We start from the raw sequence: 17,686 nt of genomic DNA, 5'->3' as shown, positions 1-17,686 counted from the left end.
CAGATGCAAGAGCGCCCGCGATCCGGACATGTTCGCGGGCGTTTCTGCATGCGCCTCTCAGCTTTACGATCTGGGCCCCGGCCTTCGCCGGGGAGGTCGGATGATTGGGTGCGAAAACTACAGCCGCCCGGTCGCCACCGCGAACGTCAGCCGCGCCTTCTTCTCCAGCTCGCCCATCTCGCGTCCGGCCACATAGGTCCGCGCCAGCGCCGCCGGCGCCACGGCGGGGAAGGCCGCCACGGGCAGTCCCCTCACCTCGCCCCGCGCCGCCTTCAGCTGGGCTTCGACCCGCCGCGCCACGTCGGCTTGCGTCCAGTCCGCCGGCAGGCGCGAGCGGCCGGCCTGTTTCAGCCGCCACAGGCCCGAAAGGCCATAAGCCCGCGCCGCCCCTTTGACAGCATGAGGATCGGCGGCCGGATCCAGCCGCCGGGCCGCCAGCACCGCCAGGGCGCCGGCCGTGGCGTCGACATAGGCCAGCACCGCCGCCTCGTCCTTCAGCGGCCCCTCGTCCAGGTCGGTGAAGCGCGCTTCGGCCAGGGCGGCCAGGGCATTCGGGTCGATCTTCGAGGCGGCCAGGGCCTCGACATTGGGATGCTTGCGCGGCGTCTTGCCGGCCGCGATCTCTTCCATGGCCTCGCGCCACCAGGTCAGGCGGATCTCGCCCATCAAGGCATTGGAGACCCCGCCCGCCACGCGGGCCAGCTCGTAGTTCATGGCGACGAGCGCGATCACGTCGGCCCGCGCCGCCGGGTCGCCGATGAACCGGCTGGCCAGCCAGCGGTCGGGATCGACGCGGCGGACGAGATCGTCGAGGGTTTCGGTGTCGGCCATGGTCTTCAAACGGAAAAGAGCCCGCCGGCGGAGTCGCGGCGGGCCCTCCCCTTACAGCATTTTCGGTCGGTGTTTAGCCGAACAGCGTCTGGTTCATCGCCATGGTCGCCAGCATCGGCAGGCTGAGCAGCGTGTTGGTGCGCGAGAACAGCATGGCCAGCTTGGCCGCCTTGGCCTTGGCGTCGGCGTCGGCCTCGACCATGCCCAGGGCGATCTTCTGGTTCGGCCAGATGAAGACCCAGACGTTCAGGAACATGATCGTCGCCAGCCACATGCCGGTGCCGATGAAGGTGAAGCCCATGTCGACGCCGGGGGTGTAGCCGCCGGCCAAACCCAGGGTCGCGGCTTCCAGCAGATAGCCGCGGCTGAAGGCGAGGATCACGCCCATGACCCAGGTGGCCAGGGCCGCCCAGCGGAACCAGAACAGGGCTTCCGGCGCGATGTACTTGCTGACCGCCGGCTTCAGCTCGGCCGGGATCTGCGGCATCACCCGAATCTGCACGAAGTTGAAATAGTAGAGCAGCCCGATCCACAGGATCCCGAACATCACGTGCAGCCAGCGGAAGATGGCCTGGAAGTAGCTGGCGTCGTGGCCGTGCGGGCTGTGCGCGTAGCCGACGATGATCACCAGCGCCAGCACGAAGCTGACGATGACGGTGTTGCGGAAATTGGAAAGCAGTCCGGACATCGGTTTCCCCCTCGGATCCCTTATGGCGTTGGCGCGACCATAGGACGGTTCTGGGGAGTCGGCAAAGCTCCGGGTAACGACGGTCTTCGACGTCTCGGCCGGCAAGGCCCCTACCCGAGTATGACCGAGCCTCCCGAGGGCTATTGCGACGTCCAGAGAACCGGTGTCGTCTTGCCCGCGTGGCTGAGGCTTGAGAGTTGGAGCGACGCTTGTCCCTCGAACGATTCATCGAAAAATGGACGCACCAGGACTACTCGCCGGAGAAGGTCGCCGGCGCGGACCTGAAGACTGTCGAGGCGCGGTTCGGTTTCGAACTGCCAGGGGACTACAGAGCGGCGGTCCTGGCGCATGGTCTGCCCCGGCCAACGATCGCGCTGCTGGACGGCATCCTGGCCGCCGAGGCGCCTTTCGCGGACGTATCCGACTTCTTCAACGCCGAGGAGATCATCCGGCTGACGGAAGACTGGCGCGGCGGCGGCATGCCGGACCACCTGGTCGCCTTCGCCACCGATTGCGGGGGCAACCTGTTCTGCTTTGACGCCAGCCCCGGCGCGAACCGTTCGATCGTGTGGTTCTGGGACCATGACAACGGCGGCGTGACCGTCGCCGCCGACAGCTTCACGAGCTGGATCGAGCGCTTCTGTTCAGTCGAACCCGCGCCCGAGGGCTTCGAGCCATGAGCCCGAAGCCCGATCTCGCCTCAAACCGCGATCAGCGCCGCCGCTAGCCGCCGGCCTTCACTGGCCAGGACGTTGTAGGTGCGGGCGGCGGCCTCGGTGCTCATGAACTCCAGCCCTACGCCGGCGGCCTTCAGAGCGTCGCGGACGGGGCGCGGCGGCAGGGCGTTGACCAGGCCCGTGCCGAGCAGGACGAACTCCACCGTCCCGGTCGCGGCGAACACCTCGGCGAAGGATTCCGGCGTCAGGTCGGCCAGGGTGGTCGCGGCCCAGTCGCGCGGCTGATCGTCGATGATCAGCAGCGAGCCGGGCCGCCAGTCGCCGGCGACCCGAAAGCCGCCGCCGCCCCAGGCGTCGATGGACGGCGGTTGCCGCATCAGGGCCGCGAGGCCGCGCCGAGCTTGATCGGCGTGGCTTCCTCGTCGTTGCGCTTGACGCCCCAGATCAGGATCATGGGCAGAGCGATATAGACCGACGAATAGGTGCCGATGACGATCCCGAAGATCATCGTGAACACCAGCGGATACAGGACCGGGCCGCCGAACGCCATCGTGCCGCCCAGGGCCAGCAGGGCCGTGGTGCCGGTGATGATCGTCCGCGACAGACGCTCGTTCTCCGACAGGTCGATGACGTCGCGCAGCGGCGTGGTGCGGTACTTGCGCAGGTTTTCCTTCAGACGGTCGAAGGTGATGACCTTCTCGTTCATCGAATAGCCGATGACCGTCAGCAGGGCCGCGATCTCGGTCATCGAGAACTCGATGTGCCGGAACGACAGCAGGCCCAGGGTTAGGACGATGTCGTGGATCACGGCCACGACCGCACCCGTGCCGTACGACAGGCCGAAGCGGAACCAGATGTAGCCCAGGGTCAGCAGCAGGGCCACGCCCAGGGCCTTGAAGCCCGACAGCAGCAGCTCGCCCGACACCTTGGCGCCGACTTCCGAACGGCTGGTCACCTTCAGGTCGGGGAAGCGCTTGATCAGCTCGGCCTCGACGTGTTTGGAGGCGGCGCTGACGTTCTCGCCTTTGGCCGGCAGGAACTTGACCATGGCCGAGTTCGGCGAACCGAAGCCCTGCACCTGGCCGTCATGGGCGCCGATCTGGTCCAGTGTCGTGCGCAGCTGCGCCAGCGGCACGGGGCGCGGCATGGCGATTTCCAGGGCGACGCCGCCCTTGAAATCGATGCCCAGGTTCAGGCCCTGGAAGACCAGCAAGCCGATCGAGGCGACGATCAGGACCGCCGAGAAGACGGCCGCGACCGGGGCCCAGCGCACGAAGCGGAAGTGGGTCGAACGGGGAATGTAGCGAATGAGGGGCCAACGCATGGTCGGATCTCCTATGCGATCGGCAGCTTCTTCGGCTTGGTGGTCTTGAACCACCAGCCGATGAGCACTTGGGTGATGAAGATGGCGGTGAACAGCGACGTGAACACGCCGATCACCAGGGTCCAGGCGAAGCCCTTCACCGGGCCCGAGCCGAAGCTGAACATGATCAGGCCCGAGATCAGGCTGGTGATGTTGGCGTCCAGGATCGAGGTCAGGGCCAGCTTGTAGCCATGGTCGGCCGCCGCCATGGGCGTTCGCCCGGCATTGGCCTCGTCGCGCATGCGCTCGTAGATCAGCACGTTGGCGTCGACGGCCACGGCCAGGGTCAGGATCAGGCCGGCGATGCCCGGGAAGGTCAGGGTCGCCTGGCTCACCGACATGATGCCGACGATCAGCAGCACGTTGACCACCAGGGCGATGGCGGCGAAGCCGCCGAACAGGCCGTAGGCCAGGATCACGAACACGAACATCGAGACCGCGCCGATGGCCAGCGAGATCGAGCCGGCCTTGACGGCGTCGGCGCCGAGCTCGGCGGTCACGGTGCGCTGGTCTTCCGGGTTCAGCGGCGCGGGCAGAGCGCCCGACCGCAGCAGCAGCGACAGCTCGTTGGCGCTCTGGGCCGTGAAACTGCCGGTGATGATGCCGCTACCGCCCGTGATCGGGTCGTTGATGACCGGCGCCGAAAGCACCTTCTTGTCGAGGACGATGGCGAAGCGCTTGCCGTGATTACGCAGGGTGACGTCGCCGAACTTGCGCGCGCCCGACCCGTTGAACGAGAAGGCGACGGCCGGCTGGCCGTTCTGGTCGAAGGTCTGGGAGGCGTTGGTCAGCTCCTCGCCCGACACCACCGCGCGCTTCTTGACGACGTAGAACGGCGCGAAGCGGTCGCCAGGCAGCACTTCCGAGCCGGGCGGGATGCGGCCGGCCTGGATGTCCTCGGGGGTCACCGTCTCGTCGACCATCTGGAAGGTCAGCTTGGCGGTCTTGCCGATGACGGCCTTCAGCCGCTCGGGATCGCTCTCGCCGGCCGCCTGGATCATGATCCGGTTGGTGCCCTGGCGGTTGATCGAGGGCTCCTTGGTGCCCAGGCTGTCGATCCGGCGACGGATGGTCTCGATCGACTGCTCGACGGCCTTGGCCTCGTCGGCCTTGGCGGCCTCCGCCACGAAGCGGACCTCGATGCGGTTGTCGTCCTTGCTGGCGACCGTGACGTCCTTGCCGCCGATCACGCCGGCGAGCGGGGCGCCCAGGTTCTTGCGCAGCAGGTTCACGGCGTCGTTGAAGCGCGCGGCGTCGCCGATGCGGACGCTGATCACCTCGCCCTGCTGGGCCAGTTCGCCGAACGGGATCTGCTCATTGCGCAGCTGGGTGCGCGTGTCTTCCAGAAGGTTGGACAGACGCTCGCGGTGCAGGGCGTCGGTGTCCACCTCGTACAGCAGATACGAGCCGCCTTGCAGGTCGAGGCCGAGGTTCAGCTTCTGGTGCGGCAGCCAGCCGGGCATGGCGTCCAACGTCTTCTGCGGGATGACGTTGGGCAGGGAGAACAGGATGCCGAAGATCACCGACAAGGTGACGGCGATGATCTTCCAGCGGGAGAGGGTCAGCATGGATCAGTGACTTTCAGGCGACGTCGCGTGGAACGCCTCGCTTGGGGTTCGGGTGCGCCTTAGTTCTTGGCGTCGTTGGCCGCGGCCGGTTCGCCCTTGGCGCGGACCTCGGTGATCATGCCCTTCATCACCTTCACGGTGACGCCCTGGGCGATCTCGACGCCCACTTCCTTGTCCTCGACGCGGACGATCTTGCCCAGAACGCCCGAGGACAGGACGACGCTGTCGCCGCGCTTCAGGTTGCCGAGCATCGCCTGATGCTCCTTGGCGCGCTTCTGCTGCGGGCGGATCAGCATGAAATAGAACAGCACGACCATCAGGAGGATGGGCGCCAGCTGCAGGACTTGAGCGTTGATATTGGACATAGGGACTCCGAGAAATTCCGTAAGGCGCGCCGCCTGACATAGGGTCGCGCCAAGTCGGCGGAAGCTATGCGTTCGCCTCCCCTTTTGCAATGCGACCGCACAAGGGTATGGAACGCGCCATGACCGACGCGTCCACGCCCCCGCTCGCCCCCCTGCTTACGCGCATCGCCGACGCCCTGGAGCGCTTGGCGCCCCCGCCGCCGGCCGCGCCCGATTTCGCCGCCGCGCGCCTGTTCCGGCACGAGCCGAGGGACGGCGCCTTCGTCCCCGCCCCGGACTATCCGCTGTCGCTGGACCTGCTGGTCGGCATCGAGCGGCAGAAGGGCCGGTTCGTCGAGAACCTGCGCCGCTTCGCCGTGGGCCTGCCCAGCAACCACGTGCTGCTGTGGGGCGTGCGCGGCACCGGCAAGAGCTCGGTGACCAAGGCCGCCTTCGTGACCCTGGCCGACGAATTCCCGGTCCTGAAGCTGATCGAGGTCGACCGCGACGAGGTCGCCGCCCTGCCGCCGCTGTTCGACCTGCTGCGGACACGTTCGGAGCGGTTCGTGGTGCTGTGCGACGACCTGTCGTTCGAGGACGGCGCGGCGGCGGGCAAGGCCCTGAAGTCGGCGCTGGAGGGCGGCGTCTCGGGCCCGCCGGAGAACGTGCTGTTCGTCGCCACCTCGAACCGCCGCCATCTGATGCCGCGCGACCATGTCGAGCGCCAGGGTGCCATCGCCGCCGCCGAGAACGCGGAGGAGGAGATGAGCGTCTCCGACCGCTTCGGGCTGTGGATCGGCTTCCCGCCGATGGATCAGGAGACCTATCTGAGCGCCATCCGCGCCTATGCCGAACAGTTCGGGCTGCGCGCCCCGGACCTCGAGCGCCGGGCCCTGCAGTGGTCGCAACAGCGCGGCGGGCGCTCGGGCCGGGTCGCCTGGCAGTTCGTCCGCGACCTGGCCGGCGAGTTGGGCGTGAAACTGCCGAGCTGACCGACCCGATCATCAACAGCACGACGACCCGAGCCCATGGACATCACCGCCCCCGCCTTCCGCATCGTTCCCGGCGACTTCGACGACGCCCGGGTCGCGGCGCTGCTGGCCACCCACTTCGCGGCCATGCGGTCGACCGCTCCCGTGGAGAGCTGCCACGTCATGCCGCTGGACGCCATGCGCGAGGCCGGCCTCGACTTCTTCGCCGTTTGGGACGGCCAGGACCTGGCCGGCGTCGGCGCGGTCAAGCGGCTGGACGCCACGCACGGCGAGATCAAATCCATGCACACGGCCGCCGCCTATCGTCGTCGCGGCGTGGGCCAGGCCACGCTGGACCACCTGGTCGCCCACGCGATCGGCCTGGGCCTGTCGCGCTTGAGCCTGGAAACCGGGGCCGGCGACTTCTTCGTCCCGGCGCGCGAAATGTACGCTCGCAACGGCTTCACGCCCTGCGCCCCGTTCGGCGGCTACAAGCTCGACCCGAACAGCGTCTTCATGACCCGCACGCTCTGAGTCCAGGCAACGGCTTCAGGATTTCAGGTACAGCCACTGCATCCCACGGATCAGGCCCACCGGGAACGTGGTCTCGTGGAAGCCGTCCTCGACGACGTCGGTCCGCAGGCGCAGGCCTGGATAGCTTCGCGCCTTCAGGGCCGCCGCCAGCCGCGCCTGGCCCGCGATCATGTCGTTGTCGCAGCCTGGGCAGCCGCCGGGTCCGGGATGCTCCCGCGAGCCGGTGGCCAGGTAGAGGGTCGCCTTCAGGTCCTTGTGGCCCTTGGCGTAAGCGGCCTCGTCGGCGAGGATCCGCTGGCCCGCGAACCAGATCGAAGGGCTGGTCAGGACGTAGTTCTGGAACGTCCCCGGCGCGTTGAACGCGATCCACAGGCCGAACAGGGCGCCATAGGACTGTCCCGCCAGGGTGCGGGCGGCCGGGTCGACGCGATAGCGCCCCTCGACCAGGGGCAGCACCTCGCCCTTCAGGAAGTCGAAGTGCGCCTGGCCGCCGCCGGTCTCGCCCTTGATCGCGGGATCGCGCCACGGCGTCAGGTCGCGCCGGCGGCTGTCGGCTGGGGCGTCGCCCTTGGCCCATGACAGGCCCACGACGATGAACTCGTTGAAACGCCCCTGGCTGAACGGCAGGCGCGAAACCGCCGACGCTACCTGGAAGGTGTAGGGTCCGTCGGTCAGGTAGATCACCGGATACCGCCGGCCTGCGTTCTCGGGCTTGCCGTAGCCGGGCGGCGTCTTGACGAAGATCTCGTAGTCGCGGCCGCTCGCCTTGGCGCGGATCGGGATGACGGTGCTGTTCTCGATGACGAAGCCGCCATCGGCCGACGAGGCCGGCGAGGCCGACATCGCGCCCGCCGCGCCCTCGGTGGTCTTGGCCGGCTCGGCGCCGCACGCCCCCAGGCCCAGGGCCAGCACCGCCATCGGCAAGACCAGGCGCGACGTCATCCGAAACTCCACTCAACACGACATCGTCCGGACGCCGCCGCGACCGTAGGACGAGTCGTTCGCGGCGGACTTTTTCGTATGGCCCCGTCGCGAGTTTCCTGTGGACGCACCCCGTGAGATAATGCCGCGACATCATCGGAGGCGACCATGGGCAAGCCCTGGTTTCATACGAAGCGATACGGCGTCGGCGCGGGCCTTCCGTGCAGCTGGGAAGGCTGGGCGCTGCTCGCGGTCTTCACCGCCGCCATAGTCGGCGTGCGCTTCCTGCCCGGCGCCCTGACCAGCGCGCATCCCTGGATCGATCCCGCGCTTCGCGGCGGACTGATCGTCGGCGTCATCGCCTTGGCCTGGCTCAAGAGCGACGGCCCCTGGCTGTGGCGATGGGGCGGCAAATAGCGAAACGGCCCGCCTCTTTCGAAGCGGGCCGTCCGAATTTCAGCGACGAAAGCCTTAGCGCGGCAGGACCAGGCCCGGATCGACCGGCTTGGCCTTGTCCTTGACCGTGGGCGCGTAGCGCATCTCGAAGTGCAGCTTGGACTCGTTGGCGCCGCCGGTGGAGCCCACCGCGCCCAGCTGCTCGCCCTGGCGCACGTCCTGCTGCATCTTGACGTTGATGCTGGAGAGGTGGGCGTAGGCGGTGACCCAACCGTCGGCGTGCTTGACCAGGACCAGGTTGCCGAAGCTCGGGACCTGGTTGCCGGCATAGGCCACCTTGCCGTCGGCCGCCGACAGCACCGGCGTGCCTTGGGCGGCGCGGATGTCCAGGCCGTCGTTGCGCTGGCCCGGGCCGTTGGCGCCGAAGGTGGAGATGATCTCGCCGCGCACCGGCCAGGCGAACCGGCCCTTGCCCGAGGCGATGATCTCGGCCTCGGTCGGGGCGGCGCTGCTCTCGATGATCGGACGCGTCGATGACGGCGGGGTCACCGGCTGGGCGGCGATCGGCGCGCTGGGACGCGAATAGCTGGGCGTGTACGGGACGGGGTTGGACGGCGTGGGGGCCGGCGACGCGCCGATCGGCGGCGCCGAGGGCCGCGGGGTCGGCGACTCGACCTTGGCGTAGGTGTTCGACGGCTCGACTGGCGCCGGACGAGCCACCGTCGTGGTGGTCTTGATCGGGCCCTTGTCCTTGTAGCCGTCCGGCAGGACGATCTTCTGGCCCTTCTTGATCGTGGCGCTGGTCCGCAGGTCGTTCTCGGCCGCCAGCGCCTTGACGCTGACATTGAAGCGCTTGCCGATGGCCGCCAGGGTGTCGCCGTTCTGGGCGACATAGGCCTTGGACGTGGTCGCCGGGCCCTTGATCTTCGTGCCCAGCTTCAGCGGCTTGCTGGTGCTGATGTCGTTGGCGTCGGCCAGTTCCTTGACGCTCAGGTCGAAGCCGCGAGCGATCGAGGTCAGGGTGTCGCCCGACTTGACGGTATGGACCTGGCGCGGCCCCGCGACGCTGACCACCGAACCGGTGACGCTGAGCGAGGTGGTGCTGACCGTGGTCGGCGTCGGCGGCTCGTAGGCCGGCTGGGAGGTCGGGCGCGACGACGCGCCCGGACGGGTGGTCGCCGGCAGGGGCGCGGGCTCGGCGCTGGCCGTGGAGGTCTGCGACCCCGGCGTGCCCGGGATCACCGTCGTGGTCTTGATCGGGCCCTTGTCCTTGAAGCCGTCCGGCAGGAGCAGCTTCTGGCCCTTCTTGATGGCCGCGCCGGTCTTGAGGTCGTTCTCCTCGGCCAGGGCGGCCTGGGTGATGTTGAAGCGCTTGGCGATGGCGAACATGGTGTCGCCGGTCTGGACCACATAGGCCTTCTGATCCTGGGCCGGCCCCTTGATCTTCTGGCCCAGCTTCAGGCGGTACGGAGCCTCGAGGTCATTGAGCTTGACCAGCTCGGCGCGGGTCACGCCCATGCCGCGGGCGATGGCGTCCAGGGCGTCGCCGGACTTGACGACATGCACCTGCGGTTTGCCGGCCACCTCGACCACCGAACCGGTGACGGTGGTGGTGACGACGGTCTTCGGCGGAACCGGGCGCAGGACGGGTTGCGGCGGCGGGGTCCGCGCCGGCGTGGGCGGCGGCAGCTCCGACTGGCTCACCGGGGCCAGGGACTGGCTCTGGATGATCGGCTGAGGCGGCGGCAGGACGGCGGCCGCGTCGCTTTCGTTCGAGGTGTTCTGGGTCGGCGCGGCGGCTTGCGGCGCCGAGGCCGCGGGCGCCTGGACGATCGGGAAGTTCGGAGTCGGCATCCGCCCTTGCGGCGCGGGCGCCTGACCTTCACGCGCCGCGTACTGCGGCGTGTCGGTCGCGCAGGCGGAGAGCGTTCCAGCCGTCAGGGCGATCACCGCCGCTTGCGTCCACAACTGCCTCATAACGTCTCCTTTCCCGCCGGGGCCCCTCACAAGGCTCCGCCAGGGTGAATCAATCTTTAACACCGAAGAGCGCGAACACCGCGCTCTCCAACCCTCATTGGTCCTTGGCGACGCCGGCCAGCAGCGGCACGAAGCGCACGTCGCACAGGATCTCGACCCGGAAGCCCCCCTTGCCGTCGCCTGCGTAGCGACGGAGGCTCTGGACAGGCCCCTTCCCCACCGGCGCGACCAGGACGCCGTTGGGTTTCAGCTGCGAAAGCAGCTTCTTCGGATCATCTTCGGCCGCAGCCGTGACCATAATGCGGTCAAACGGCGCCTGTTCGGCCCAACCTTCGCCGCCGTCGCCGAACTTGGTGATGACGTTGGTCAGGCCCAGCTTGTGGAAGCGGCCTTCGGCCTCCTTCATCAGGGTCCGATAGCGCTCGATCGTATAGACCAGGCGCGAGACCTTGCTGAGGATGGTGGTTTGGTAGCCCGAGCCGGTGCCGATCTCCAGCACGCGGCAGCGCGGCTCGATCGTGAGGGCCTGGGTCATCAGGCCGACGATATAGGGCTGGCTGATGGTCTGGCCGCAGGCGATCGGCAGGGCGGAATCCTCCCACGAGCGGTCCTTGAACAGGTCCGGCGTGAACAGGTCGCGCGGCGTGGTCTCGATGGCCTTCAGCACCTGGGGATCGGTGACCCCCTGGTCGCGCAGAGCCTGCATCAGGCGCGGCAGGTCGGCCTTGGCGTTCTCGGCGGCCTTGGTCGTCCGTCCGGTCATGCGCCGACCTTCAGTTTCGGGGGCGCGCCGCCCAGCACGCCTTTCAAGGCATGAACGCTTTGGTGGTGCGTCAGGTCGATGTGCAGCGGCGTCACCGAGATGCGCCCGTCGTAGACCGCGCGCAGATCGGTGCCCTCGACCGGCTCCGACGCCTTGGCCGAAAAGCCCATCCAGTAATAGTCGCGACCGCGCAGGTCGGTGCGCTTTTCCATGTTGCGCAGCAGGCCCTCGCGGAAGCCCTGGCGCGTGACCTCGACCTCGGACACCTCTTGCGGCGGGCGCGCCGGGAAGTTGACGTTCATGACCACGTCGGCCGGCCAACCCACCTCCAGCAGGCGCTGGACGATACCCGGTCCGAAATGTTCGGCCGTCTCCCAATGGGCGACGATCTCGTCGTGAAAGTAGTTCATCGCCTGCGACAGGGCGATCGACGGAATGCCGTGGGCCATGCCCTCGATCGCGCCGGCGACGGTGCCCGACAGGGTGACGTCCTCGGCGAGGTTCTGACCGCGGTTGACGCCCGACAGCACCAGATCCGGCGACGGGCCGTCGATCAGCTGCTGCACGGCCATCATCACGCAGTCGGTCGGCGTGCCCTCGACGGCGAAGCGGCGCGCGTCCAGCTTCCGCACGCGGATCGGGTCCGACAGGGTCAGGGCCCGGCTGGCGCCCGACTGCTCGTACTCCGGCGCACAGATCCAGACGTCGTCGCTGAGGGCGCGGGCGATCTTCTCCAGGGCCAGCAGGCCGGGCGCGTGGATGCCGTCGTCGTTGGTGAGGAGAATCCTCACGCGGCGCCCCCGATGTGGGTCAGCCCGCCCATATAGGGCTGCAGCGCCGCCGGGATGTGGATGCGGCCGGCCTCGTCCTGGTAGTTCTCCAGCACGGCCACCAGGGTGCGGCCGACGGCCAGGCCCGAGCCGTTCAGAGTGTGGACGAAATGGCCGCCCTTCTCGCCGGTCTTGCGGAAGCGGGCGTCCATGCGGCGGGCCTGGAAATCGCCGCAGTTCGAGCACGAGCTGATCTCGCGATACATGGCCTGCGACGGCAGCCAGACTTCCAGGTCGTAGGTCTTCTTGGCGCCGAAACCCATGTCGCCCGCGCACAACAGCATGGTGCGGAACGGCAGCTCCAGCTTCTTCAGCACGGCTTCCGCGCACTCGACCATGCGCTGGTGCTCGGCGTCGGACTGGTCGGGCGTGGTGATCGAGACCAGCTCGACCTTGTAGAACTGGTGCTGGCGGATCATGCCGCGCGTATCGCGGCCGGCCGACCCGGCCTCGGCGCGGAACGACGGCGTCAGGGCCGTCAGCCGCATCGGCAGCTCTTCCTCGGCGACCAGCTGCTCGCGGACGATGTTGGTGAGGGAGACTTCGGCGGTGGGGATGAGGTAGCGAACTTCGCCATACTCATCATAGAGGCGCTTTTTCCATTCTTGCTGACGCACCATCGTAAGCATCGCGCGATCGATCTGGGGAATCTGCTTCTCGCGAAATTCCTCGAATTGCGCATCTCGCGCCGCTTCATAGTCCGGCCAAAACCGTTCGAGGTCCAAGTATGAGGCTTTGAAGAGATCTTCCTCGAACTTCGGCAATTGACCCGTACCGAACAGAGCCTCGCCCTTGACCAGCAACGGCGGGCTCACTTCGGTGTAGCCGTGCTCGACCGTCTGCAGGTCCAGCATGAACTGGCCGATGGCGCGCTCCAGGCGCGCGATTTCCTTTTTTAGGACCACGAAGCGCGCGCCGCTCATGCGGGCGGCAGCCTCGAAGTCCATTCCGCCCAAGGCCGCTCCAAGATCAACGTGGTCCTTAGGGGCATTCAGACGCCCCGCCGGCAGCATGCTCGCATCGCCCCAGCGGCGCTTTTCTTCGTTACCGCTCTCATCTTCACCCGCCGGAACCTCGGGGGCCGGAATATTGGGGAGCCCCGCCAATAGCAGAGTGAGATTCAGCTGCGCTTCGCGTTCGGCATCCACCAACGGCGCAGTATCAAGCTGCGCCTCCAGCTTCTTCTCCGCGACTTTGCTTTCTAGGAAGGCGATCTCGTCGATATCCTCCTCCCGACGGGCCTTATTTAGCTGCCCCATAAGCATGCCGATCTCCTTGGAAGCGGCATTGCGGGCAGAGAGGGCTTCCTGCAGGGCCGTCTGGGCCGCGCGCAGCTGGGCGTCCAGCTTGACGGCCTCGGCGGCCGCGCCCGACCGACCCTTGGCCGACCACGCGCGGTCGAAAGCATCGGGATTGTCGCGGATGGCCTTGATGTCGTGCATCGAACGCAGCTCGGGAGAAGTCGAGGAGAAACGCCCTCTCTAAGGCGCGTCGGCGGGGGCGCCAAGCTTTCCGGGCCGGCGGCCCGCGTCTCAACGGCTTCGTGATCCGGCCGCGAGGGCCGCCGCCCCGCTCGTCATTGCGCGAAAACCCGAAAATACGAAACATGCGACCGGATGACGCACGTTCAAAAGACGATCATTTCGCCGTTTTACGGCCAAGCTGCATGAATTCTCCGCCTGTTAACGAAAATTATCCGCGCTTCCACACCCCAGATTAATCCAGAGGGCCGAAAAGCCGCGTCCAATTCAGTGTGCTTACAAATCAAGGCCCTCCCCGGCCAGCATCCGATCATTCGAAGGATTTTAGACCCATGAAGACGTTCGCCGCTTTCGCCGCCCTCGCCATCGCCGCCGCCACCGCCGTCGCCCCGGCCAGCGCGAAGACCATCAGCACCGAAGTTCGCGTTTCGATCGCGGGCAAGAACTCGGTGCAGATCGAAAACGAGATCAAGGCCGCCGCCAACACCGTCTGCGCCGCCGACGCCAAGATCGTCGCCCAGGACTGCGTCGACAACGCCCTGATGAGCGCACACCGCCAGCTGGCCTCGATCATGCGCGTTCGCGACACCGGCAAGACCCCGGCCACCGAAACCGTCTCGGTCGTCCGCATCTCGCTGAAGGGCAAGACCCGCGACCAGATCCACGCCGAAATCCGCACGGCCGCCGCGACCGTGTGCAAGGCCCAGAACCCGCACTTCAGCGTCGTCACCTATCAGGCTTGCGTGACCGACACCGTCCGCGCCGCCAAGGCCCAGCTGCAAGTCCGCATGGGCGCCGCCGTCTAAGGCTCGACGCCGACAGAAGTCGCTCGCGTATTTGAGCGGGAAAGAGGCCTCGCGGCACGGTCGCGGGGCCTTTTTTCGTGGTGGGCCGACCTGCCGCTCGTCGCAGCGTGATTGCCAAGCTCGGCCGTCGTCCCCAACTACCGAGCGTCCCTCGCCGTCGAGAGCGCTCCCGATGATCCCCGCCGCCTTCGCCGCCGCGCTCGCGCTTTCGACCGCTGCCGCCGATCTGGCGACGCCGATGCCGTGGGAACCGGGGGTTATTTCCGGCCCCGTCCATGATGCTGCCCCGGCCTTCACGCCTGACGGTCGCACCGTCTATTTCGGGCGCAGCGTGGGTGAAGGTCGTCCCTATCCGGCGATCTACGTATCGCGCCGGGTCGCCGGACGCTGGACCTCGCCGGAAATCGCGCCGTTTTCCGGACGCTATGGCGACATGGAGCCGGCGATGTCTCCCGACGGCGCGTTCATGATCTTCATTTCGAACCGTCCGCAGCGGCCGGGCGAGCCGATGCTGAACGGGCGCTACGCCGGCAAGGACTGGCCCGAAGGCGGCGGGGCGCTCTGGCGGGTCGATCGCACGCCCTCGGGCTGGAGCCGCCCTACCCGTCTGCCCGACGCGCTCAACATCAGCCGCTCGACCTTCGCGCCGGCGGTGGCGGCCGACGGCAGCCTCTACTTCATGCGTCCATCCGAGCCGTCGGGACGTTTCCACATCTACGAGACCCGCTATCGCGACGGCGCCTATGAAGCCCCGCGCCGCATGCCGTTCAGCCAGGAGGGCGTGTCGGACGTCGACCCGGCGGTCGCCGCCGACGGGTCGTTCCTGGTCTTCGGCTCGCGGCGCGATCCCGACATCGCGGTCGGCTCGATGGATCTGTTCATCGTCTTCAGGCGCGGCGACGGCGACTGGGGGCGTCCCGTCCACCTGGGCCCGCGGGTCAACGCCAAGGGATCGGACGCCGAGCCGCGCCTGTCGCCCGACGGCCATCGCCTCTATTTCAGCAGCGAGCGCCTGGCGACGGACAAGCCGCGGAACGACCTGGGCTGGAACAACGGCAAGTACAACATCTGGACGACGCCGCTTCCGCTAGCCGTGCTGGCGCGGCTGAAGGCCGAGTCGATCCGGCCTTAGAGCGCCACCACGTCCGTGCCGGCCTCGGCTTCGTCGTCTTCCCGCTTGCGGCGGCGTTCGATCAGCCACACGCACCAGATCGAGATCTCGTAGAGCAGGCACAGCGGCACCGCGAGGGTGATCTGGCTGATCGGGTCCGGCGGGGTGACCACGGCGGCGACCACGAACACGGCGACGATGGCGTAGCGCCGGCCGCCGCGCAGCATCTTGGAATCGACCAGACCCGCCAGGCCGGCCAGCGACAGCACCACCGGCAGCTGGAAGCTGAGGCCGAAGGCCAGCAGCAGGGTGGTGACCAGGGTCAGATACTCCGACACCCGCGTCTGCAGCACGACCTTGACGCCCTCGCCGACGATCTGCTGGCTCAGCGAGAACCACAGCACGAACGGCAGCATGATGTAATAGACTAGCGACGCGCCCAGCAGGAACAGCACCGGCGAGGCGATCAGGAACGGCAGGAAGGCGTTGCGTTCCTTCTTGTACAGGCCCGGCGCGACGAAGCGGTACAGCTGCCAGGCGATGATCGGAAAGGCGATGATGATCGCCCCGAACGCCGACAACTTGATGTTGGTGAAGAACTGCTCCAGCGGCGCGGTGGCCTGCAGGGTGATGTCGGCCAGCGACGCGGCCGGAACCTTCTTGATGCCGACCAGGGCCAGCAACAGGTCGAACGAGCCGTGATGGCCGCCGCCGGCGTCCTGCACGGCCTTCAGGCCCTCGGCCACCGTGAACGGGCGGACCAGGAACAGGAAGATCGGCTTGACGAAGGCGAAGCAGACGCCGAACGCCACGGCGATCGCGCCGACGCAGACGATCAGGCGCATGCGCAGCTCGATCAGGTGATCCAGCAGCGGGGCGCGCGAGGACTCGATCTCGTCCTCGGGTTCGTATCCGATGGCCTTGTCGTTCACGAGACGATGTCCGAAGCGGTCGAGCCGCCGGCCTTGGCGGCGCGCTTACGCGGCGCGCGAGCGGCCTTGGGGGCTTCCACGGTGATGTCTTTCTTGCTCGCCGGCGCCCTGCGGACCGGCTTGGCCGGCTCGACGATCGCCGGCTCGGCGACAGCCTTCTTGCGCGCGACGCGCTTGGGCTTTTCGACGATTTCGGCGGCCGGTTGCGGCGGCAGGATGGAATTGTCGGTGGTCAGGGCAGGATTGTGGATCTCGCCCCCGGCATAGGGGTGCATCTGGGTCGCGCCGCTGGACAGCGAGGCGTCGATGTCGGCGAAGACGCCGTCGACCTCGGCGCGGCCGGCGTCGGTCGCCGCCTGCACCGGATTGGCGAACTGGCCGGCGCGCATGGCCTGGACCTCGCGGCGCAGCTCGTCCAGTTCGGACTGACGGGCCATTTCGTCGAAGCTGGCGCGGAATTCCGACGCCATGCCGCGCATGCGGCCGACGAACTGGCCGAGCTTGCGCAGCAGAGCGGGCAGGTCCTTGGGACCGACCACGATCAACGCGACGGCGGCGATGACGAGGAGTTCGGTGCCGCCGATATCAGGAAGCATGGACGCGCCTTAGAGCGGCGGAGCTTCGAGCGCTCCCCGCGAGGTTGGATCGTCGCGCGCGGAGAACCCTCCCCACGCGCCTGAAAGCCTTACGACTTGCGAAGCTCTTCGGCTTCCGCCTCGGTGCGCGGCAGGGCGCCCTTGGCCTTGTTGTCGGCGACTTCGCTGCTGGTGTCGTCCTTCAGGCCGTCCTTGAACGCCCGGATGCCCTTGGCCGCGTCGCCCATGATGCCCGACAGCTTGCCGCGGCCGCCGAACAGCAGCAGCACCACGACGGCGACGATGATCCAGTGGATAGGACCGAGACTTCCCATAACCTAGACTCCTTGAGACAGCGCCAGATAGCCGCTGCGACGCGTCGTTACAACTACCGGAGAATATAGGCGCTCGCGGGGCTGGGGACCATCGTTCGACCGCAGGACGCGAGGTCGCGGGCGGCGCGGCAAGTTCTGCTCGGTCAAGTTGACCGCCCGGCGACGCTTCCGCCAAATCCTTGCGCCGTAAGCGGTTGAAAAGTCGAGCTTAGCCCGACTGGCGCGGTTCTTGCCAAGATGTCGCACCCTAGTAGCGGGAGCGCGTCCATGTCGATTTCCTCGATTGGTTCTTCTTCGTCCGTCGGCGCCTATGGCGGCGTCAGCGCCTCGACCGCCTCGCCGATCGGCGAAACCTCGGCCAAAGACGAGTTCCTGAAGTTCCAGGCCATGACGCCGGCCCAGAAGATGCGGGCCATGATGCTGGCCAAGCTGGGCCTGACCGAGGACGACGTGAAGGCCATGTCCCCCGAGGACCGCAAGAAGGTCGAGGACAAGCTGAAGGAGATGATCAAGCAGCAGGTCCAGGACGATCCCGAGCGGAAGGATCACAAGGGCCTGGTGGCGAATATCATGGCTTAGGAAG

At 67.6% G+C, this 17,686-nt stretch carries 21 protein-coding genes; 7 read left to right on the top strand and 14 right to left on the bottom strand.

Annotated features, from left to right (window positions below):
- Window positions 1-117 precede the first annotated feature (117 nt).
- Both ASC70_RS12485 and ASC70_RS12480 read right to left on the bottom strand, forming a co-directional pair.
- A complete protein-coding gene (locus ASC70_RS12485; protein WP_056050622.1) occupies window positions 118-831 on the bottom strand; it encodes a squalene/phytoene synthase family protein in 714 nt (237 codons plus the stop codon).
- Between the two features lie 73 nt (window positions 832-904).
- Complete coding sequence (locus ASC70_RS12480; RefSeq protein ID WP_047404485.1) at window positions 905-1,519, bottom strand: urate hydroxylase PuuD; 615 nt, start codon at window positions 1,517-1,519, stop codon at window positions 905-907.
- Window positions 1,520-1,728: 209 nt separating this feature from the next.
- Between ASC70_RS12480 and ASC70_RS12475 the strand changes: the two genes are divergently transcribed.
- Complete coding sequence (locus ASC70_RS12475; protein WP_056050451.1) at window positions 1,729-2,199, top strand: SMI1/KNR4 family protein; 471 nt, start codon at window positions 1,729-1,731, stop codon at window positions 2,197-2,199.
- Window positions 2,200-2,219: 20 nt separating this feature from the next.
- Here the strand turns inward: ASC70_RS12475 and ASC70_RS12470 are convergent, their stop codons facing one another.
- The 4 genes from ASC70_RS12470 to yajC are packed head-to-tail and all read right to left on the bottom strand — an operon-like array spanning window position 2,220 to window position 5,492.
- Window positions 2,220-2,573, bottom strand: a complete 354-nt coding sequence (locus ASC70_RS12470; protein ID WP_056050448.1) for an Mth938-like domain-containing protein — start codon at window positions 2,571-2,573, stop codon at window positions 2,220-2,222.
- Window positions 2,573-3,520 (bottom strand): protein translocase subunit SecF, encoded by a 948-nt coding sequence (secF, locus tag ASC70_RS12465; protein ID WP_056050446.1) that lies wholly within the window; start codon window positions 3,518-3,520, stop codon window positions 2,573-2,575. The genes ASC70_RS12470 and secF overlap by 1 nt, the downstream gene beginning before the upstream one ends.
- An 11-nt stretch (window positions 3,521-3,531) precedes the next feature.
- The gene (gene secD / locus ASC70_RS12460) at window positions 3,532-5,127 is read right to left on the bottom strand and encodes a protein translocase subunit SecD (protein ID WP_056050445.1); all 1,596 of its coding nucleotides are present in this window, start codon (window positions 5,125-5,127) and stop codon (window positions 3,532-3,534) included.
- Window positions 5,128-5,186: 59 nt separating this feature from the next.
- Complete coding sequence (gene yajC / locus ASC70_RS12455; protein WP_047404473.1) at window positions 5,187-5,492, bottom strand: preprotein translocase subunit YajC; 306 nt, start codon at window positions 5,490-5,492, stop codon at window positions 5,187-5,189.
- Window positions 5,493-5,611: 119 nt separating this feature from the next.
- On the opposite strand from yajC, the gene ASC70_RS12450 reads away from it, so the two are divergent.
- Both ASC70_RS12450 and ASC70_RS12445 read left to right on the top strand, forming a co-directional pair.
- Window positions 5,612-6,463 (top strand): ATP-binding protein, encoded by an 852-nt coding sequence (locus ASC70_RS12450; RefSeq protein WP_056050620.1) that lies wholly within the window; start codon window positions 5,612-5,614, stop codon window positions 6,461-6,463.
- A 36-nt stretch (window positions 6,464-6,499) separates the two neighbouring features.
- Window positions 6,500-6,976, top strand: coding sequence for a GNAT family N-acetyltransferase (locus tag ASC70_RS12445; protein ID WP_056050443.1), 477 nt, complete (start codon window positions 6,500-6,502; stop codon window positions 6,974-6,976).
- A gap of 15 nt (window positions 6,977-6,991) precedes the next feature.
- Here ASC70_RS12445 and ASC70_RS12440 read toward each other — a convergent pair whose 3' ends face one another.
- A complete protein-coding gene (locus ASC70_RS12440) occupies window positions 6,992-7,918 on the bottom strand; it encodes an alpha/beta hydrolase (RefSeq protein WP_056050441.1) in 927 nt (308 codons plus the stop codon).
- 147 nt (window positions 7,919-8,065) lie between these two features.
- Between ASC70_RS12440 and ASC70_RS12435 the strand changes: the two genes are divergently transcribed.
- The gene (locus ASC70_RS12435) at window positions 8,066-8,314 is read left to right on the top strand and encodes a hypothetical protein (RefSeq protein WP_056050438.1); all 249 of its coding nucleotides are present in this window, start codon (window positions 8,066-8,068) and stop codon (window positions 8,312-8,314) included.
- 54 nt (window positions 8,315-8,368) lie between these two features.
- Here the strand turns inward: ASC70_RS12435 and ASC70_RS12430 are convergent, their stop codons facing one another.
- The 4 genes from ASC70_RS12430 to serS all read right to left on the bottom strand — a co-directional run bounded on the left by ASC70_RS12430 (window position 8,369) and on the right by serS (window position 13,305).
- Entirely contained in the window at window positions 8,369-10,270 is a 1,902-nt protein-coding gene (locus tag ASC70_RS12430) for a LysM peptidoglycan-binding domain-containing protein (protein ID WP_056050436.1), read from the bottom strand.
- A gap of 94 nt (window positions 10,271-10,364) precedes the next feature.
- Window positions 10,365-11,033 (bottom strand): protein-L-isoaspartate(D-aspartate) O-methyltransferase, encoded by a 669-nt coding sequence (locus ASC70_RS12425; protein ID WP_056050433.1) that lies wholly within the window; start codon window positions 11,031-11,033, stop codon window positions 10,365-10,367.
- Window positions 11,030-11,824: a 5'/3'-nucleotidase SurE gene (gene surE, locus ASC70_RS12420; RefSeq protein ID WP_056050432.1), complete on the bottom strand. Its 795-nt coding sequence runs from the start codon at window positions 11,822-11,824 to the stop codon at window positions 11,030-11,032. Before surE ends, ASC70_RS12425 begins: the two co-directional genes overlap by 4 nt.
- Entirely contained in the window at window positions 11,821-13,305 is a 1,485-nt protein-coding gene (gene serS, locus ASC70_RS12415; protein WP_056050430.1) for a serine--tRNA ligase, read from the bottom strand. Before serS ends, surE begins: the two co-directional genes overlap by 4 nt.
- A 371-nt stretch (window positions 13,306-13,676) precedes the next feature.
- On the opposite strand from serS, the gene ASC70_RS24970 reads away from it, so the two are divergent.
- Together ASC70_RS24970 and ASC70_RS12405 are read left to right on the top strand one after the other, a co-directional pair.
- Window positions 13,677-14,150, top strand: coding sequence for a hypothetical protein (locus ASC70_RS24970; RefSeq protein WP_056050428.1), 474 nt, complete (start codon window positions 13,677-13,679; stop codon window positions 14,148-14,150).
- Window positions 14,151-14,322: 172 nt separating this feature from the next.
- Window positions 14,323-15,282 carry a TolB family protein gene (locus tag ASC70_RS12405; protein WP_056050427.1) on the top strand — a complete coding sequence of 320 codons (960 nt, stop codon included), beginning with the start codon at window positions 14,323-14,325 and terminating at the stop codon, window positions 15,280-15,282.
- On the opposite strand, the gene tatC is transcribed toward ASC70_RS12405, so the two are convergent.
- From tatC to tatA, 3 genes are all read right to left on the bottom strand, one after another.
- A complete protein-coding gene (gene tatC / locus ASC70_RS12400) occupies window positions 15,279-16,193 on the bottom strand; it encodes a twin-arginine translocase subunit TatC (protein WP_056050425.1) in 915 nt (304 codons plus the stop codon). The two genes, ASC70_RS12405 and tatC, sit on opposite strands and share 4 nt — an antisense overlap.
- Complete coding sequence (gene tatB, locus ASC70_RS12395) at window positions 16,190-16,789, bottom strand: Sec-independent protein translocase protein TatB (protein ID WP_056050423.1); 600 nt, start codon at window positions 16,787-16,789, stop codon at window positions 16,190-16,192. The genes tatC and tatB overlap by 4 nt, the downstream gene beginning before the upstream one ends.
- Window positions 16,790-16,878: 89 nt before the next feature.
- On the bottom strand, window positions 16,879-17,103 hold the full coding sequence (gene tatA, locus ASC70_RS12390) for a twin-arginine translocase TatA/TatE family subunit (protein ID WP_047404445.1): 225 nt from the start codon (window positions 17,101-17,103) through the stop codon (window positions 16,879-16,881).
- A 267-nt stretch (window positions 17,104-17,370) separates the two neighbouring features.
- Here tatA and ASC70_RS12385 point away from each other — a divergent pair, with 267 nt between their 5' ends.
- Window positions 17,371-17,682, top strand: coding sequence for a hypothetical protein (locus ASC70_RS12385; RefSeq protein WP_056050421.1), 312 nt, complete (start codon window positions 17,371-17,373; stop codon window positions 17,680-17,682).
- Window positions 17,683-17,686 lie beyond the last annotated feature (4 nt).

This window comes from Caulobacter sp. Root343 (assembly GCF_001425745.1).
In the GTDB taxonomy this organism is placed as follows: domain Bacteria; phylum Pseudomonadota; class Alphaproteobacteria; order Caulobacterales; family Caulobacteraceae; genus Caulobacter.
The sequence above is the reverse complement of the archived record's forward strand: the minus strand, read 5'-3'. Positions and strand labels throughout refer to the sequence as shown.

Excerpts from the sequence above, each read along its gene's own strand:
- secD (WP_056050445.1), bottom strand. The coding sequence starts at position 5,127 with ATGCTGACCCTCTCCCGCTGGAAGATCATCGCCGTCACCTTGTCGGTG.
- secF (WP_056050446.1), bottom strand. The coding sequence starts at position 3,520 with ATGCGTTGGCCCCTCATTCGCTACATTCCCCGTTCGACCCACTTCCGC.
- ASC70_RS12450 (WP_056050620.1), top strand. The coding sequence starts at position 5,612 with ATGACCGACGCGTCCACGCCCCCGCTCGCCCCCCTGCTTACGCGCATC.
- ASC70_RS12440 (WP_056050441.1), bottom strand. The coding sequence starts at position 7,918 with ATGACGTCGCGCCTGGTCTTGCCGATGGCGGTGCTGGCCCTGGGCCTG.
- tatB (WP_056050423.1), bottom strand. The coding sequence starts at position 16,789 with ATGCTTCCTGATATCGGCGGCACCGAACTCCTCGTCATCGCCGCCGTC.
- yajC (WP_047404473.1), bottom strand. The coding sequence starts at position 5,492 with ATGTCCAATATCAACGCTCAAGTCCTGCAGCTGGCGCCCATCCTCCTG.
- ASC70_RS12470 (WP_056050448.1), bottom strand. The coding sequence starts at position 2,573 with ATGCGGCAACCGCCGTCCATCGACGCCTGGGGCGGCGGCGGCTTTCGG.
- ASC70_RS12405 (WP_056050427.1), top strand. The coding sequence starts at position 14,323 with ATGATCCCCGCCGCCTTCGCCGCCGCGCTCGCGCTTTCGACCGCTGCC.
- tatA (WP_047404445.1), bottom strand. The coding sequence starts at position 17,103 with ATGGGAAGTCTCGGTCCTATCCACTGGATCATCGTCGCCGTCGTGGTG.
- ASC70_RS12385 (WP_056050421.1), top strand. The coding sequence starts at position 17,371 with ATGTCGATTTCCTCGATTGGTTCTTCTTCGTCCGTCGGCGCCTATGGC.
- ASC70_RS12485 (WP_056050622.1), bottom strand. The coding sequence starts at position 831 with ATGGCCGACACCGAAACCCTCGACGATCTCGTCCGCCGCGTCGATCCC.
- ASC70_RS12430 (WP_056050436.1), bottom strand. The coding sequence starts at position 10,270 with ATGAGGCAGTTGTGGACGCAAGCGGCGGTGATCGCCCTGACGGCTGGA.
- ASC70_RS12435 (WP_056050438.1), top strand. The coding sequence starts at position 8,066 with ATGGGCAAGCCCTGGTTTCATACGAAGCGATACGGCGTCGGCGCGGGC.
- ASC70_RS12480 (WP_047404485.1), bottom strand. The coding sequence starts at position 1,519 with ATGTCCGGACTGCTTTCCAATTTCCGCAACACCGTCATCGTCAGCTTC.
- serS (WP_056050430.1), bottom strand. The coding sequence starts at position 13,305 with ATGCACGACATCAAGGCCATCCGCGACAATCCCGATGCTTTCGACCGC.
- ASC70_RS12425 (WP_056050433.1), bottom strand. The coding sequence starts at position 11,033 with ATGACCGGACGGACGACCAAGGCCGCCGAGAACGCCAAGGCCGACCTG.
- ASC70_RS12445 (WP_056050443.1), top strand. The coding sequence starts at position 6,500 with ATGGACATCACCGCCCCCGCCTTCCGCATCGTTCCCGGCGACTTCGAC.
- ASC70_RS24970 (WP_056050428.1), top strand. The coding sequence starts at position 13,677 with ATGAAGACGTTCGCCGCTTTCGCCGCCCTCGCCATCGCCGCCGCCACC.